Genomic DNA, 17280 nt, shown 5'->3' with positions numbered 1-17280 from the left:
CTGCGCGGCGGCCGGCGCGGCGGCCATGGCCCCGGCCAGGCGCGCGAGGTTCGGCTGCTCGAAGACCTGGCGGGGCTGCACCTGCCAGCCCTGGCGCTGCAGCCGCGCCACCACCTGCAGGCTGAGAATGGAGTCGCCCCCGAGCGAGAAGAAATTGTCGTGGCGTCCGACGCGGGGCTGGCCGAGCACCTCGCGCCACGCCTGGGCCACCGCCTCTTCGGCGGGTGTGGCGGGCGCCTCGTACGGGGCGGCGTCCTCGGTGACGTCCAAGGCGGGCAGCGCCTTGCGGTCGATCTTTCCGTTGGCATTGAGCGGCAGTTCGTCCATCGCCACGATGAACTCGGGCACCATGTAGTCGGGCAGGTCGCGCGCAAGCTCGGCGCGCAGGCGCGGGGGATCGATCACGGCGCCTGCCGCCGCGCAGGCGTAGGCCACCAGCCGGGTCACCGCGCCGTCCTGCCGCGCCGCCACCACGCCGTCGCGCACGTCCGGGCAAGCCAGCAGGCGGGTCTCGATCTCGCCCAGTTCGATGCGCAGGCCGCGCACCTTCACCTGGTGGTCCAGGCGGCCGAGATATTCGAGCTGGCCGTCCTCGCGCCAACGCACCAGATCGCCCGTCCGGTAGAGGCGTGAGCCTTTGCCCAGCGGGTCCGCCACGAAACGTTCGCTGCTCAGGCCAGGCCGGCCGAGGTAGCCGCGCGCCAGTCCGGCGCCGGCCAGATAGAGTTCGCCGGGCATGCCGGGCGGGGTCGGGTTCAGGTCGTGGTCCAGCACGCACGTGCGCAGGCCGGCGATGGGCTTGCCAATCGGCACCGGCTGGCCGGCCTGGCACGTCCAGTGCGTGACGTCGATGGCCGCCTCGGTCGGGCCGTACAGGTTGTACAGCGCCACGCCCGGATGACGCGCCAGGAAGGCATCCTGGCAATCCGCCGGCAGGGCCTCGCCGCTGCACAAGACGCGGCGCAGGCTCGTGCACGCCTGCGCGCCATCGAACGCCAGGAAGGCACGCAGCATGGACGGCACGAAATGCAGCGTGGTCACGGCGTGTTCCTGGATCAGGCGCAGCAGCGCCGGCGGGTCCCGATGGTCGCCGGGCGCCGCCATCACCAGGCGCGCCCCGACCGCCAGGGGCCAGAAGAACTCCCATACCGATACGTCGAATCCGAACGGCGTCTTCTGCAGCACCGTATCGTCATCGCACAGGCCGTACGCCTGCTGCGCCCAGTCGATGCGGTTGGCCAGCGCGGCGTGGCCGTTGGCCGCGCCCTTGGGCCTGCCCGTGGACCCGGACGTGAAAATGACGTAGGCCAGATTCTCGCCATGCAAGGCCACGCCCGGATCGTGACCGGGACCGTCCTGCACCGAGGCCTCCACGTCCAGGATGCGCACGCCGGCGGCCAGGCCGAGCCGCTCGGCCACGCCCTCATGGCTGAGCACGATGTCCAGGCTGGCGTCCTGCACCATGCCCGCCAGCCTTGGCGCGGGGTGATCCGGATCCAGGGGCACATAGGCGCCGCCCGCCTTCAGGATGCCCAGCATGCCGACCACCATGGCCACCGAACGCTCCAGCGCCAGGCCGACCTGGGCATCCGGTTTCACGCCCAGCCCGATCAACCGGTGGGCCAGGCGATTGGCCTGGCGGTTCAGCTCGGCGTAGCTCAGCGTGCGCTGGCCGCAGACCAGCGCGATGGCCTGCGGCGTGCGCGCCGCCTGGGCCTCGAAGCGCCGGTGCATGGGCAGCGCCGCGCCCGCGCGCGGACCGCCATCGCCCCATGCGTGCAGCTGCGCCACTTCGGCGGAATCCAGCAGCGCCACGTCGCCGACGGCCTGGCCCGCGTCGCTCGCCAGCGCGCGCAGCATCGCCAGATAATGGTTGCCCAGGCGCCGCATGGTTCCCGGCCCGTAGAGCTCCTGCGCATAGGTCAGGCTGGCGCGCACCGCTCCGGCGGCATCCTCGGTCGTGGTCAGCATCAGTTCGCACTGCGCCATGCGGCCGTCCAGGGGGTAATCGGCGATCTCCAGCGCCCCCACCTGCCGGCGCGCCAGGCCGGCGCCCGCCTGCAAGTGGTTGTACATGATCTCGAACAGCGCGCCCGACGCCGCGCCGCGCCCGCTCAGCGCCTCCACCAGTTGCTCGTAGGGCAGATCCTGGTGCGCCTGCGCCCCCAGCGCCGCCGCCCGCACCCCCGCCAGCACGTCGGCCAGCGAGTGGCGCCCGTGCACGCGGGCCTGCAGCAGCTGGGTATTCACGAAAAGACCGATCAGGCGTTCGGTTTCGCTGCGGTGGCGGTTGGCGACCGGCACGCCCAGGCGCAGCGTCTGCTGGCCCGTATAGCGGTGCAGCAGCGCCACGAACCCCGCCATCAGCACCATGAACAGACTGGCCTCGTGCGCCTGCGCCACCGCGCGCAACGACCGCACCAGGGACACGTCCAGCGCCATGCCATGATGCGCGGCACGGTAGCGGCCATCGGCGCGGCGCGGACCGTCGGCCTGCAACTGCGTCACCGGCGTCTCTGCCCCGCCGTCCTCCAGCGCCGTGCGCCAATACGCCAACTGCCGCTCGCGCTCGCCGGCCTCCAGCCAGTTGCGCTGCCATGCCGCGTAGTCGGCGTACTGGATGGGCAGCGGCGGCAGCGCCGCGTCGCCGCCTCGGTCGGCGTGGGACTGGTAGTTCCCGATCAGTTCCTCGACCAGCACGCCCATCGACCAGCCGTCCGATACGATGTGATGCATCGCCAGCACCAGCACGTGCTCCTGCTCATCGAGCCGGATCAGGCCGGCGCGCAGCAGCGGACCCCGCCGCAGATCGAAGGGCGTGTCGGCCACCTGCTGCGCGTGGCGCCGGGCCAGCGCCTGGGCATCGGCCTGGCCACGCAGGTCCCGGTACTCCCAGGACGGCGCCTGCGCGGGCAGCACCACCTGTTCTCCCGCGCCGGACTCTCCCGGCCGGAACACCGTCCTCAAGCTCTCGTGGCGCGCGGTCAGGGCCTGCAAAGCCGCCTGCAATGCCTGCGCCTGCAGAGGGCCCTTCAGCCGCAGCGTGCGCACGATGTGATAGGCCGTGCCCCGCGGATCGAGGTTCCACATGAACCACTGGCGGGACTGCGCGTACGACAGCGGCGCGGCCTCGCGGGTCCGCGCCGCGACGATGGGCAGGCGCGCGAAATCCAGGCCCTGGCTGGCCAGCGCCTGCAGGAAACTGGCCTGCTTGTCGCGCGGCAGCCTGATGAAACGCTCGGCAAGCGCCTGTTTGCTGTGGTCCATTCAGTTCTCCAGTCCAGCCAATAAGGCAGCCATCGAGGCCAGTTCGTCCTGCTCGCCGGCCTGTTCCCGGCCCCGCGCGGCGTCGATCTCCCCGGCCAGCGACGCGACGGTCGCCTGTTCGAAGAACAGCCGCAGCGGCAGGTCGACACCGAAGCGCTCGCGCACGCGGGCCTGCAGGCGCATGGCCGCCAGCGAATGCCCCCCCACCGAGAAGAACGTCTGGTCGCGGCCGACCGGGCCGGCCTGCAGGACGTCACGCCACAGGTCCGCCAATGCCATTTCCGTCTCGCCCTGCGGGGCTTGCCGTGCCGCTGCCGCGTCCTCGATGTCGGGCAATGCGGCGCGGTCGATCTTGCCGTTGCCGGTCAGGGGGATGGCGCGCAGCACGCCGATGGCCGACGGCACGAGATAGGCAGGCAGGGCCTCCCGCAGGGCGCGGCGCAGTGCAGCCGTGTCGGGCCGCGCATCGCCGCCCGCCACCACGTAGGCCACCAGGGCGCCGGCGCGCACGGCGGCCGCGGCCTGCGCCACGCCCGGCTGCCGCAGCAGCGCCGACTCGACCTCGCCCATCTCGATGCGATGCCCATGCAGCTTCACCTGGCCATCCAGGCGGCCCAGGTATTCGAGCTGGCCGTCATGGCGCCAGCGGGCCAGGTCGCCGGTGCGGTAGAGGCGCGCGCCGGGGGGCCCGCAAGGGTCGGCGACGAAGCGCGAGGCCGTCATGCCCGCCTGGCCGAGATAACCGCGCGCCAGACCGTCCGCGCCGATGTACAGTTCGGCGGCCACGCCCGCCGGCACGGGCTGCAGGGTCTGGTCCAGCAGTACGCAGCGGGTGCATCCGATCGGCGTGCCGACAGGCACCGCGCCACGGGCCAGATCGAGATCGTCCACGCGCCGGCACGCCGCGAACGTGGTCGTCTCGGTGGGGCCATAGCCGTTGATGAGTTCGCCATGAGGCATGGCCTGGCGAGCCAGCGCGGCGTGATGCGCGGACATGGCCTCGCCGCCGGTGATCAGTTGGCCCAGGCCCGCGAGCGCATCCGCCTGGTGGGTGACCAGTTGGTTGAACAGGGCCGCCGTCAGCCATGCCGTGTTCACGGACTGGCCGCGCAGCACGCCAGCCAGGTCGGCCAGTCCCAGCGGTCCCGCCGGCGCCTGCACCAGCGTTCCGCCATTGCACAGCGTGCCCCAGATCTCCAGCGTGGACGCGTCGAAGGCCAATGGCGCGAACTGCAGCATGCGCACCGTCTCGTCCAGCCGCGCATAACGCGCGCCGCCGACCAGCCGGTCCACGCCGCGATGCACGGCGACCACGCCTTTCGGCCGGCCGGTGGAGCCCGACGTATACATCACATAGATCGGGTGATCGGCATGGACCGGCACGCCGGGATTGCTCTCGTGCCCGGCATGGTCTTGCGCCTCCTCCAGGCCCGTATCGGCCATGCGCAGGCGGCGCACCGGCGTCCACCCGGCCGCCGGCGTGCCGGTGTCCGCATCCACCAGCAGCAGGGCGATATCCGCATCGCGCGCCATGTCCGCCAGGCGTTGCGCGGGGTAGTCCGGGTCCAGCGGGACGTAGGCGCCTCCTGCCTTCAGGATGCCCAGCAGCGCGACCACCATCGCCACCGAGCGTGGCAATGCGACTCCCACCTGCACGTCCGGCCCCACGCCCAGCGCGATCAACCGGTGCGCCACGCGATTGGCGCGGCGGTTCAGTTCGGCGTAGCTCAGCGTCCGGCCACCGCTGACCAGCGCGACCGCATCGGGCTTGCGCGCGGCGTGCGCCTCGACGCGCGCGTGCACGGGCAGCGCCTCGGCCTCGCGTGGCGCGCCCTCGCCCCAGGCGCGCAATTCCGCGTCCTCGTCCGGCGCGAGCAGCACGACGTCCGCGACCGCCTGCCCGGCATCACGCGCCAGCGCGCGGAGCATCTCCAGATAGTGCCCGCCCAGGCGGCGCATCCGGGGCGCCTCGAACAGCTCCCGCGCATACGTCAGGACGGCCCGGATCGCACCCGTGCCATCCTCGGTCGTGGTCAGCACCAGCTCGCACTGCGCCGAACGCCCCTCCAGGGGGTACTCGGCGATATCCAGCGATCCCACCCGCCGGCGCTGATCGGACGGCGCCGACTGCAGATGGTTGTACATGACCTCGAACAACGCGCCCGGGTGCGATCCGCGCGCTTGCCGCAGGCTCTCGACCAGTTGCTCGTACGGCAAGTCCTGGTGGGCCTGCGCGCCCAGCGCCGCCGCGCGCACCCGCGCCAGCACGCCGGCCAGCGTCGTGCGGCCATCCACCCGCGCCTGCAGCAGCTGCGTGTTCACGAACAGCCCGATCAGGCCCTCGGTTTCGCGGCGATGCCGGTTGGCGATCGGTACGCCCAGGCGCAGCGTGTCCTGGCCCGTATAGCGATGCAGCAGCGCCATGAACCCCGCCAGCAGCACCATGAACAGGCTCGCCTCGTGCGCCTGCGCCACCTCGCGCAGCGACCTCGCCAGCGGGGCATCCAGCGTCACCGTCTCGTTGGCCGCCCGATAGCGGCCGTCGGCGCGGCGCGGATGGTCGGCGGACAACCGGACCGTGGGCGGCACGCCCTCCTCCCAAGCCAGGGCCTCGCGCCAATAGGCCAGTTGCCGCTCACGCTCGCCCGCGTCGAGCCAGTTGCGCTGCCACGCCGCGTAATCCGCATACTGCACGGGCAACGCCGGCCATTGCCTGGCCGTGCCGGGCGCCGCATGCGCCATGTACCGCGCCACCAGTTCCTCCACCAGCACGCCCATCGACCACGCATCGGAAACGATGTGATGCATCGCCAGCACCAGCACGTAGTCCTGCTCGTCCAGCCGGACCAGTCCGGCGCGCAGCAACGGCCCTTGGCACAGATCGAACGGCGTGTCCGCCACCTGCTGTGCGAGCCCGCGCGCCTGCGCCAGCGCGTCCTCCTGGCCCCGCAGGTCCCAGCGCGCCAGTTCGGGCGGCGCGGACGGCAGCACCACCGCTTCGCCCTCGCCGCCCTCGCCCGCGCGAAATACCGTGCGCAGGCTTTCATGGCGGGCAGCCAGTTCCGACAGGGCGGATTGCAGCGCCTGTCCGTCCAGCGGACCGGACAGGCGCAGGGCGCGAACGATGTGATAAGCGTTGCCCAGGCGGTCCAGGTTCCAGATGAACCACAGGCGGGCCTGCGCATGGGACAGGCCCTGCGGTCCGCCCTGGATGGGCCGGGGAATCAACGGCAACTGCGCGGGCGAGATGCCTTCGTCGCGCATGCGCTGGTAGAACTGCGCGCGCTGCTCGGGGGTGGCGTTGGCAAAACGGTGCATCAGCCGCTCGGCGGCGAGTCGGTCCATCAGGAAGTCTCCAGCGAATCGAAGAAGGCGTCCAGCGTGTCCAGGGCCTGGCTGCCGACGGTCACGCGCGCCTGCGCCACGCGCTGCGCGAAGTCGCGTAACACCGGCGCGGCGAACAGCGCCGAGACGTCCAGCTCGCAGCCCCGTTCGCTCTGCACGCGCGCGATCACCTGCATGGCGCTGAGCGAATGGCCGCCGAGCAGGAAGAAGTCGCTGTCGCGCGACCGGACGTCGACGTGCAGCACCTCGGCCCACATGCGGGCCAGCGACACCTCGAGTTCGCCTTGCGGCGGCTCGGCGATGGCCTGTTCGACGGCGGGGGATGGCAAGGCCTTGCGATCCACCTTGCCGCTGTTGTTCAGGGGCAGTTCCGCTAGCACGGCGATGTGCGCGGGCACCATGTAGTCGGGCAGCGAACGCGCCAGCGCGGACCGCAGCAGCGTGGCATCCGGGCGCTCCCCGCCGCTGCCCGTGACGTAGGCGGCCAGCATCGGCGCCTCGCCGCCCTGCCACACGGTCACCACGGCCGCCGCCACGCCGGGCAGCGCCAGCAGATGCGCTTCGATCTCGCCCAGCTCGATACGGTGGCCGCGCACCTTGACCTGGTGGTCGGCGCGCCCCAGATAGTCGAGCCGGCCGTCGACCGTGCGGCGCACCAGGTCCCCGGTGCGGAACAGCCTGCCCGTCCCCGCCGGATCGGCGACGAAGCGCTCGGCCGACAGGCCCGGCCGGCCCCAATACCCCAGCGCCAGGCCATCGCCGCCGATGTACAGCTCGCCGGCCACGCCGACGGGGACGGGATACATGCGGCCATCCAGCACATGCAACGCCGTGCGGGCGACAGGCCGGTGAAGGGAGGGCGGCAGGCCGTCGACGGGCGTGGCGCTGGACCAGATGGTGGTCTCGGTCGGGCCGTACATGTTCCACAGGGAGACGCCGCGGTCCCGCAACTGGGCCGCGAGGTCTTCGTGCAGGGCCTCGCCTCCGCACAGGCCGGTCAGGGGCCGGCCAGGATCGGCGTGCCAGCCGGCCTCCAGCAGCAGGCGCCAGCCCGCCGGCGTCAGTTGCAGGAAGCTCGGGCGGCGCTCTCTCAGCAGGGCCGCCAGCGCCACGCCGTCGCGCGCCTGGGCGCGAGTGGCCAGGGTCAGGCTGGCCCCCACGGTCAGCGGCAGGAAGAGTTCCAGTGCGGCGATATCGAAGGACAGCGAGGTCGTGGCCACCACCTCGTCATCCCCGCTCATGCCGGGCGCCTCGCCCATGGCCAGCAGGAAGTTCGACAGCGCCCCATGGGGCACCATCACGCCCTTCGGACGTCCCGTCGATCCCGAGGTGTAGATCAGGTAGGCCAGATGCCGCGGCCCGACCTCGACCGCCGGCAACGGGCCGCCTTCGCCGGCCGCCATGCACGCCTCCAGCGTCAGGACGCGCCAGGGCGCCTGGGCATCGGCGTCGGGGGCCGTGCTGGACAGCACGAGCCGGACCCCGCTGTCATCCAGCATGTACCGGGCGCGCTCCGGAGGAAGCGCCGGATCGACCGGCACATAGGCCGCGCCCACTTTCAGGATGCCCAGCAGCCCCGCCAGCATCGCCGGCTCGCGGTCCATGGCGATGGCCACCCGGTCGCCGGGCCGCACGCCGTGCCGCCACAGCCCGCGCGCCACCCGATCCACGTACCGATCCAACTGCCCGTACGTCCACTGCCGCCCCGCGCCCGCCACGGCGGGCCGGTCCGGCATCGACCGCGCCTGGCGGGCGAACCGTTCATGCACCGCCGCGTAGCCTTGCGCATGGCGGGACAGGTCCTCGATCGCCGGCGCGGCATCCCGCAGGGCCGCCTGCCCCAACACCGCGTCGCAATGGGAGCACAGCCAACGCAGCAGATGCTCGAATTGCGTGGCGACGGCCTGCGCCTGGCGCGCGTCGAAATCCTGGCCGGCGTAGGCGAACGCGGCATGCAGCGTGTCGTCCACATGCACCGTGACGGTCATGGGATAGCCGGTTTCATAGCGATTGCCGGGAACGCCGAAACGCACGCCGGCCGCCTCGCCCTCGCGCAGCGCCTGGTCCACGGGATAGTTCTCGAACACCACGATGGAGTCGAACAGCGGCTGCCCTCCGTGCCCGGCCCAGGCCTGGATCTCGTAGAGCGGCGTGGCCGCATGCTCGCGCGCCCGCGCCTCGTCGGCCTGCAGGCCGCGCAGCCATTCGCCCACCGGCGCGCCGTCCGGCACGCTGGCGATCACCGGCAGGGTGTTGATGAACAGTCCCACCATTTCCTGGGCGCCGGGCAGCTCGGCCGGCCGCCCGGCCACGGTGGCGCCGAACGCCACGCAATCGCTTCCCGCGTAGCGGGCCAGCAGGAGCGCCCAGGCGGCCTGCACCAGCGTGTTCACCGTGACGCGTTCGCGCTGTGCGCAGGCGCCGAGCAACGCCATGCCCGCCGCATCCAGCGAGCGGTGCAGGACGGCGGGGCCCGGGTCGCGGCCCGGCTGCGGACGGCCCGCCTCGGCCAGGCGGGTGGACGCACCCAGCAAGGCAAGCCGATCCGTCCAGTACCGCCGCGCCGCGCCGCCATCGGCGCGCGCCAGCCACGCCAGGTAATCGCGAAAGCGCGGCGCCGCGCCGGACGCGGGCCGGCCCGCGTAGGCGCGCAGCACGTCGCCCAGCAGGCGCGACACGCTCCAGCCATCCATCAGGGCATGATGATGGGTCCAGATCAGATGATGGCGATCCGCGCCGGTGCGCACCAGCGACAGGCGCATCAACGGCGGTTCCGCCAGGTCGAAGCCCTGCTCCAGGGCCGCGCCGGCCAGCGCGTCGAGCCGCGCGTCCTGCTCCTGCGCGCCACGCATGTCCAGCACGTCCAGCGGCAGCGGCGCCTGCTTCGCGACCCACTGCAGCGGCACGCCCGTCACGCCGGGCAGGAACCCCGTGCGCAGGACGTCCCAACGTTGCAGCGCATCCTGCCAGGCCTGCCGAAAACGCGGCACATCCAGCCCGTCGATATCCACGCGCAACTGATTGACATAGGCCGCGCGCGCCCCGCCGCTCATGCCGTGGAACAGCATGCCGGCCTGCATCGGCGTGGCGGGATAGAGGTCCTGCACGCGTTGCACGGCCAGCGGCAACGCATCGAGCTGCGCCTGTCCGAGGTTCGCCAATGGCACGTCCGAAGGCGTCAGGCCGATGGCCTGGCTGCCGCAGTGCGCCACCAGCGCCACGAGCTCATCGCGCATGCCGTCCAGCCACGACTGGACGTCCCGCGCACGGTGCCGGTCCGCGCCGAACGACACGGACAGGGTCAGCTCGCCGCGGAACACGCTGCCCTTCACGTTGAACTCATGGACGCTCAGCGTCCGTGGATCCATGGCGGCGCCCGCGGGACCGGACAGGACACGCCAACCCGCCTGCGGCGACTGGCCTTCGTCGTACTGGCCGAGGTAGTTGAACACCACCTGCCGTGTCGGCAACGCAACGGCGTCGGCGCGGCGGCACCAGGCGTCGAAACCCAGCCCATGGTGGGGCGCGCGCCGCAGGCTTTCCTTGACGCGCTTGATGGCGCCGCCGGGGTCGCCCATCGGCTGCAGCAGCACGGGATACAGATTCGTGAACCACCCCACCGTGCGCGACAGATCGATGTCGTCGAACACTGGCTCGCGGCCATGCCCTTCCAGGTCGATCAGCACCTGTGCCAGGCCGCTCCAGCGGCACAGGGCGCGGCCCAGCGCGGTCAGAAGCAGATCGTTGACCTGCGTGCGGTAGGCGGCGGGCGCCTGACGCAGCAGGCGGTCCGTCCAGTCCGCGTCCAGCGTGGCGGTCAGCGTGCGCTGGTCGGCCAACGCACGGCTGCCCGTCGCGTCGGCGCACGGCAGCGCCGCCGCCGCGCTCGCCAGGCTGCGCCAATGCGCGTCTTCGGCCGGGCTCACCGGCAGGCGGGTCCGCAGCGCCATGCCCCACGCCTTGAAGCTGGCGGGCTCCGGCGCCAGGCGGCACGGCTGGCCGGCGATGGCCTGGGCGTAGGCCTGGCGCAGGTCGTCCAGCAGGATGCGCCACGACACGCCGTCCACGACCAGATGATGAATGACGATCAGCATGCGCGCCGGCCCGTCTTCGGCGTCGACGATCTGCACCCGCAACAGCGGCCCCTGCTCGATGTCCAGGCTGCGCTGGGCCCGCTCGAACAACGCCAGCGCCTCGTCCTCGCCGCGCGCGCTGGCCCGCCAGATCAGCGCGCTGGCGTCGTCGGCCGCGCGCGCGTGCCGCTGGACCCATTGCCCCGCCGCATCCTTGCGGTAACGCAGGCGCAAGGCCCCATGCGTATCCAGCACGGCCTGCAATGCCCGCGCCAGGCAGGCATCGTCCGGGCCGGCGTCGGCCCGCAGCAGCACGGCCTGGTTCCAATGATGCCGGTTCGGGACATGGCGGTCGAAGTAGCGCTGCTGGATGGGCAACAGCGGCGCCTCGCCCTGCGCGGCCTCGGCGGGCTCGGCCCGCGCCGCCGCCAAGGGCTCGGCCTCGTCCGCCAGCGCCGCGACGGTCTGGCGTTCGAAGACCTGCCGCGGCGACAGGCGCCAGCCCGCGTTGCGCAGCCTCGCCACCAATTGCAGGCTGAGGATGGAGTCTCCGCCCGCTTCGAAGAAGTTGTCGTGCCGGCCCGGCCGCGCCACGCCCAGCACGTCGGCCCAGGCCTGGGCGATCACGCTCTCGGCGCCGGGACGCGGCGCATCGTAGTCGGGTGCGGCGATCTCGGGCTCGGGCAGCGCCGCGCGGTCCAGCTTGCCATTGGGGGTGCGCGGCAACCCGGCCAGCACGACAATGGCGGAAGGCACCATGTAGTGCGGCAATCGCCGCGCCAGCCGGTCACGCAGTGCGGCGGTATCCGCGGCGCCGGGGCGGGCGGCATCCCACACCACATAGGCAACCAGCCGGGCGGAACCGTTGGGCGCCGATCGCGCCACCGCGACGGCCTGCGCCGCCCCTTCCGCCAGCAGCGCCTGCTCGACCTCCGCGGGCTCGACACGGAAACCCCGGATCTTGATCAGATGGTCGCGCCGGCCGAGATAGGCCAATTGCCCATCGGGCAGCCTCATCGCGCGATCACCGGTGCGGTACATCCGCCCACCCGCGATCTCCGGATCGGCCACGAACCGGTCGCTGGTCAGTCCCGGACGGCCCAGATAACCGCGCGCCAGGCCGCCGCCGGCCAAGTACAGCTCGCCCGGCACGCCCGGCGGGACAGGATTCAGATCCGCGTCCAGCACGCGGGCATGGCGCGGACCGACGGCCGTGCCGATCGGCGCATATGCCGTTGCGGGACCTGCGGCGGACGGCTCGGCCGCCACCCAGGCGCATGGCGTGATCACCGCCTCGGTCGGGCCATACGAGTTCACCAGTATCCGCGCGTCCAGGCCGGCCCGCGCCTGCTGCACGTCTTCCAGCGGCCAGGCCTCGCCCCCCGCGATGCAAAGCCGCACCCGCAGTCCCTGGCGGCGGGCCTCGTGGCCGAACTCACGGAGATAGGCGGGCGGCAGGTGGATGGCCGTCACGTCCTGCCGGCGCGCGTAGCCGACCAAGGCTTCCGCATCCCACATGCCCGGCGGGGGAACCACCACCGCCGCTCCCGTGCAAAGCGGCGTCATCCATTGAGACCCCGAGGCATCGAAGCTTATGGACGCGAACAGCAACTGCCGATCATCGTCGCGCAGGCCGAAGCGCCGGCTCACGGCCGCGATGTGCATGCCCAGCGCCCCGTGCGTCACGGCCACGCCCTTGGGGGTGCCGGTGGACCCCGAGGTGTAGATCACGTAAGCCAGCGACTGCGCGGCCGGAGCCCCGGGAAGGGGTTGCGCGGGATCCTGGCCGTCCAGTCCGCCGAGGTCCGTCACACGCGCGCCGGGCATCCCGCGCAGGACGGACCGCATGCCGGCCTCGTCCGGCGCCAGCGCGTCGTGGACGATGACCCATTGCGCGCCGCTGTCCTGCAACATGTAGGCGATGCGCGCCGCGGGATAGGCGGTGTCGATCGGCACATAGGCCGCGCCGCTCTTCATCACGCCCAGCAGCGCCGCCAGCAGTTCCGCGCCACGCGGCACCGCCACCGCGATGCGCTCGTCCGGCCGTACGCCCAGGCCATGCAGGTGGCCGGCGATCCGCCGGGCGCGCGCTTCGAGCCGCGCATAGGTCCACGTTCCGTCGGCGTCCACCACCGCCACGGCGTCGGGCCGTTGCGCCGCCACGGCCTCGAACTGCTGGATGACGGACAGGCCGGCCGCCGTGGTCTCTCGCGGGCTCACCGCCGCGGCGTCCCGGCTTGCCGGCCGCGCGATGCCGGTGTCGCCCAGCAGTTGGTCCGGCGCATGGGCCAGTTGATGCAGCACATGCGCCATCGCATCCAGCATGCGCCGCGCGGTATCCGGCAGGAAAAGTCCGCTGTCGTACTCCAGCCTCAGGCGGCAGCCCTGCGCGTCGAGCATGCACAGCAGGGAAAGCTCGAACTTGGGTGCGGTGGCCGGCAGCGGCAACGCCTCGGCGGCCAGGCCGTCCAGCATCAGGGCGGCATCCGCATCCGCCACCTGCACACCGAACAGCGTCTGGAACAGGGGATGGCGCGATCCGTCGCGCGCCTGGCCCCGCCCGGCCAGCAGCCGCTCCACAGGCAACGCCGCCTGGTCCATGGCCTGGACGGCGGCGCGGCGCACGTCCCGGCACAGCTGGCGCAGGCTGATCTCCGCGCGCAGCCGGGCGCGAAACACCTGCGTGGTGACGAAGCAGCCGACCAAGCCTTGCGCCGCCTCGCTGTCGCGGCCGGCCGACGGCACGCCCAGGGCGTAGTCGTGCTGCCCGCCGTACCGCGCCAGCACGACCTGCCAGGCCGCCATCAACACCATGAAGGGCGTGCAGCGCTCTGCCTTGCAGAACGCCGCCAGGGCCGCGAAATCCGCCGGCGCCACGCGGTGCTGGACGATGGCGGCGGCCTGCCCTGCCCGCTGCGAACGCGGGAAGTCGGTCGGCAGGTCCATCACCGGCACCTCGTCATCGCCCAGGTGCGCGCGCCAGAACGCCAGGCTGCGCGCCAGCGCGGCCTGTGCGTCCGGGCCCTGCTGCAGGCGTGCGTAGTCGCCGTATTGCAGCGGCAAGGCGGGCAACGGCGTGGCATCGCCACGCACCGCGCGCCGGTAGGCCTCGGCCAGGTCCGCCGCGAACAGCGGGTTGGACCAGGCGTCCGACACGATGTGGTGCAGGCACAGCGCCAGCACCCATTCATCGTCGGCCGTGCGCAGCAGGCTGCCGCACATCAGCGGCGCCTGCGCCAGGTCGAATTCGTGCTGGCTGACCGCTTCGATCTCCCGCGTCGCGCGCACCGCGCGCGACGCCTCGGACAGCGCTCGCAGGTCGTGCCGGGCCAGGCCGAAGTCGCAGGACCCGTGCACCCGCTGCACCGCGCGGCCATCCTCTTCGTGGAAGCTGGTGCGCAGCACCTCGTGGCGCGCCAGCACCGCGCGCAACGCGGCGTCCAGCGCGTCGGCATCCAGCGCGCCCCGCAACCGGAATGCGCGTGGCAGGTTGTAGGCCGTCGCCCCCGCGCGCGTGCGCTGCGCCAGCCACAACGGCTCCTGCGCATGGGACAACGGATGCCGGCGGTCGGCGGCATGCGGCGCGGCGCTCAGCATGGCTGGGCCTCGCCCGCCAGCGCCTCGTGCGAATCCGCCTGCGCGCGCAGCGCCGCGGCCAGGCCGCGCGCCGTGGGGTGGTCGAAGACCAGCGCGGGGCTGGCCTCGACCCGCAGCGCATTGCGCAGCCGCGCGACCAGCTTGATCACCAGGATGGAATGGCCGCCCATGTCGAAGAAATCGTCGTCGTCGCCGACATGGTCGCGGCCCAGCACTGTCGCCATGGTCTCGCGCACGGCCCGCACTATGGGATCCGCGCTGGCCTCGCCCGCCCGCACCGCCGGGGCTGCCTCGGCAGCCGCTGCCGCCAGGCCCCGCCGATCGATCTTGCCGTTCTCCAGCCGAGGCATGTCGGCCACGAAACGGTAGCGCACCGGCAGCATGTAGTCCGGCAGGCTGCGTGGCAACGCCGCACGCAGGTCGTGCTCCAACCGGGAGTGCTGCGCGCCGCCTCCGGCCACGCCGGCTTCGGGCTGCACATAGGCCACCAGCGCCGCGCCGGTGTCGGCGTCGGGTTCGGCCAATACCACGGCCTGGGCCACGCCGGGCTGGGCGCGCAAGGCGGCTTCGACCTCGCCCGGCTCGACGCGATAGCCGCGCACCTTCACCTGATGGTCCGCGCGTCCCGCGATGCGCAGGCCGCCACCGGCCAGCACATGGGCCAGATCGCCCGTGCGGTAGAGCATGGCGCCCGGCGCAAAGGGGTCGCGCACGAACGCGTGCGGCTCCCGTCCATTCAGGTACCCACGGCACAGTTGCGCGCCACCGATATGGACTTCGCCCAGGCTGCCGGCGGGCGTGGGCTCGCCTCGCGCGTCCAGCACGCGCACGCGGTTGCCGTCCAGCACGGTGCTCAATGGCAGAATGCCGTCGGGCGCGCCTTCGGGGCCGACCTCGTGGACCATCACTCCCACCGTCGTCTCGCTGGGGCCATAGTGATTGAAGATGCGGCATGCGGGCGCCACCGCGCGGATACGCCGCACCAAGGCGGCCGGCGTCGCTTCGCCTCCCAACACCAGCGTCGATGGCACCGTTGGCGACGCATGCTCCAGCAAGGCCTGCAGATGCGAGGGCACGATCTTCAGCGCGTCGACACGCGCCTGGCGCAGGAACCTGCTGAAAGCGGCGCCATCCAAGGTATCCCGCGCCTGCGCGAAGGCGATGCTGGCGCCGTTGTGCCAGGCACCGGCCAGCGCGGTGTAGCCGAGGTCCGCCGCCAGCGAACTGGCCAGGCCCCAGCGGCGGCACTGTTCCAGGCCCATGGCCGCCGTGGCGGCCCGTGCATAGTTGGCCAGCGCGCCATGCGTCACCGCCACGCCCTTGGGGGTACCGGTCGACCCCGAGGTATACACGACATACGCCAGCGCATCGGGCGCGGTGGCCGGATCATCGCCGGCAATGCCGTCGGCGCGGGCGGGCATGACGGCGCGCCGATCGCTGCCGGGAAACCAGGCCGCGTAAGCCTGCGGCGGCTGCGCCTCCTCCAGCACGAGCACCGGGCGCGCGTCATCGAGCACGGCCTGCAGCCGCGCTTGCGGCCAGGCGGGATCCAGCACGACATACGCGGCGGCGGCCCGCCACACGCCCGCGATGGCCAGCGCCAGCGCGGGCGTGGACGGCAGGCGAAGCGCCACCAGGCTGCCGGGCAGCACGCCCTGCCCGATCAGCCAGGCGGCCACGTCGCCGGCGCGCGCATGCATGCCGGCATAGTCCAGAAACTGGCCGTCGGGCTGCACCAGGGCCGCGGCCTGGGGGGTCTGCCCGGCCCAGTGTCTCAAACGCCATGGCAGCAGCGGCGCATCGCCGGACAGGCCGGTCCGGTCGTCTCGCGCCAGCAACGCCGCGCGTTGGCGGGGATCCAGCAGGCGGTAGTCCGAGGCCGGCCGGCCCGCATCGTCCAGCACGTCGCCCAGCAACACCTGGAACTGATCCAGCAGCGCCGCCAGCGCCGCGGCGCAATAACGGGCGGCATCCGCGTACAGTTCGACGCGCGCGGGCCGCGCCTCGCGCAGTTGCAGCAGCAACGCGCAGCCTTCCGTGGGCCGGTGCAGGACCTGCGCGGGCAGCGCGCCATCCGGCGCCTCGCCGTACTGGCCGAGCACCGCCACGCCGCATGCCCGCGCGGCATGCAGCGCGGGCGCGTCCGGCGGCATGCATTCGCGCGCCGCCGCGTGCGCTTCCCAGGTCTGGCGCAAACCCTCCAGCCAGGCCCGGACGCTGGGCGCGCAGGCCGGGTCCACCACCCAAGGCAACGGGCGCGGATAGCGCCCCACGCTGTCGCGCATCAGGTCGTAATCGTCGCGGCAATCGTGCATGCTGGCGCACACGTAGGGCTGCAGGCCGTTCAGCCGCGCCAGCAGCAGCCACCAGACGGCCTGTTGCAACTGCACCGGCGAGATTCCGAAATGGCCGGCCTGCGCGCGCAGCCGCGCCGTGGAGTCGGGCGACAGATCGATATGCGCCGACACCTGCGAGGCGATGAGCGTATCGCGCGCCGCCTGGGCAGACGACGCAACGCTCGCGCCCGGCAGGCCCGCTGCCCGGGCCAGGTAATCCGCCCAGTACGCCTGCCCGTCCTGCGCATCGGCGGAGTCGGCCAGGCCTTCGCACCATGCAAGATAATCGCCGAACTGGAACGCGGGCTGCGCCGCGTTCAAACCCTGCGCCGACGCCGCGCGGCGCAGGTCCAGCGCGGCGATGTGCGCGCTGGTAAAGTCCACCCTCTCGGGATCGAAGGCCAGCAGGAGGCAGCCGCGGCCCGCGGCCTGGACCCACGTGGCGCGCAACGCGCAGTCGTGCGGCAAGGGCTCGGCGGCCTCGCGCGCGGCAAGCGTCTCTGGCGAGCAGTCGCCACCCGCTTCGCGCCAGGCAGGCGCCCCGGCGCCCAGCGCTTCGTGACGGCTCACGACCGCCTGCAAGGCGTCGCGCCAGGTAGACGGCCCGCCCCCGGATTGGCTGGCGTCCAGCGCAAACTTCAACACGATATTGCCCTGCATGG

The 17280-nt window shown here is 72.6% G+C and carries 3 protein-coding genes and 1 pseudogene; all 4 read right to left on the bottom strand.

All coding sequences use genetic code 11. The features are described from left to right. Window positions 1-42: 42 nt before the first annotated feature. A pseudogene (locus tag A6745_RS29760) lies at window positions 43-3267 on the bottom strand (amino acid adenylation domain-containing protein); the annotation flags it as partial. Next, on the bottom strand, window positions 3268-6612 hold the full coding sequence (locus A6745_RS25695) for a non-ribosomal peptide synthetase (protein WP_066133833.1): 3345 nt from the start codon (window positions 6610-6612) through the stop codon (window positions 3268-3270). Then, on the bottom strand, window positions 6612-14282 hold the full coding sequence (locus A6745_RS25690; protein ID WP_066133829.1) for a non-ribosomal peptide synthetase: 7671 nt from the start codon (window positions 14280-14282) through the stop codon (window positions 6612-6614). Before A6745_RS25690 ends, A6745_RS25695 begins: the two co-directional genes overlap by 1 nt. Beyond that, window positions 14276-17278 (bottom strand): non-ribosomal peptide synthetase, encoded by a 3003-nt coding sequence (locus tag A6745_RS25685; protein ID WP_066133826.1) that lies wholly within the window; start codon window positions 17276-17278, stop codon window positions 14276-14278. Before A6745_RS25685 ends, A6745_RS25690 begins: the two co-directional genes overlap by 7 nt. Between the last annotated feature and the right edge of the window lie 2 nt (window positions 17279-17280).

It is taken from the genome of Bordetella ansorpii (assembly GCF_900078705.1).
Taxonomy (GTDB): Bacteria; Pseudomonadota; Gammaproteobacteria; order Burkholderiales; family Burkholderiaceae_B; genus Bordetella; species Bordetella ansorpii_A.
Note: the sequence above shows the minus strand (reverse complement) of the source record. Positions and strands in the feature narration are given on the sequence as shown.

Coding starts and splice junctions, on each gene's coding strand:
- A6745_RS25695 (WP_066133833.1), bottom strand. CDS start 6,612: ATGGACCGACTCGCCGCCGAGCGGCTGATGCACCGTTTTGCCAACGCC.
- A6745_RS25685 (WP_066133826.1), bottom strand. CDS start 17,278: ATGCAGGGCAATATCGTGTTGAAGTTTGCGCTGGACGCCAGCCAATCC.
- A6745_RS25690 (WP_066133829.1), bottom strand. CDS start 14,282: ATGCTGAGCGCCGCGCCGCATGCCGCCGACCGCCGGCATCCGTTGTCC.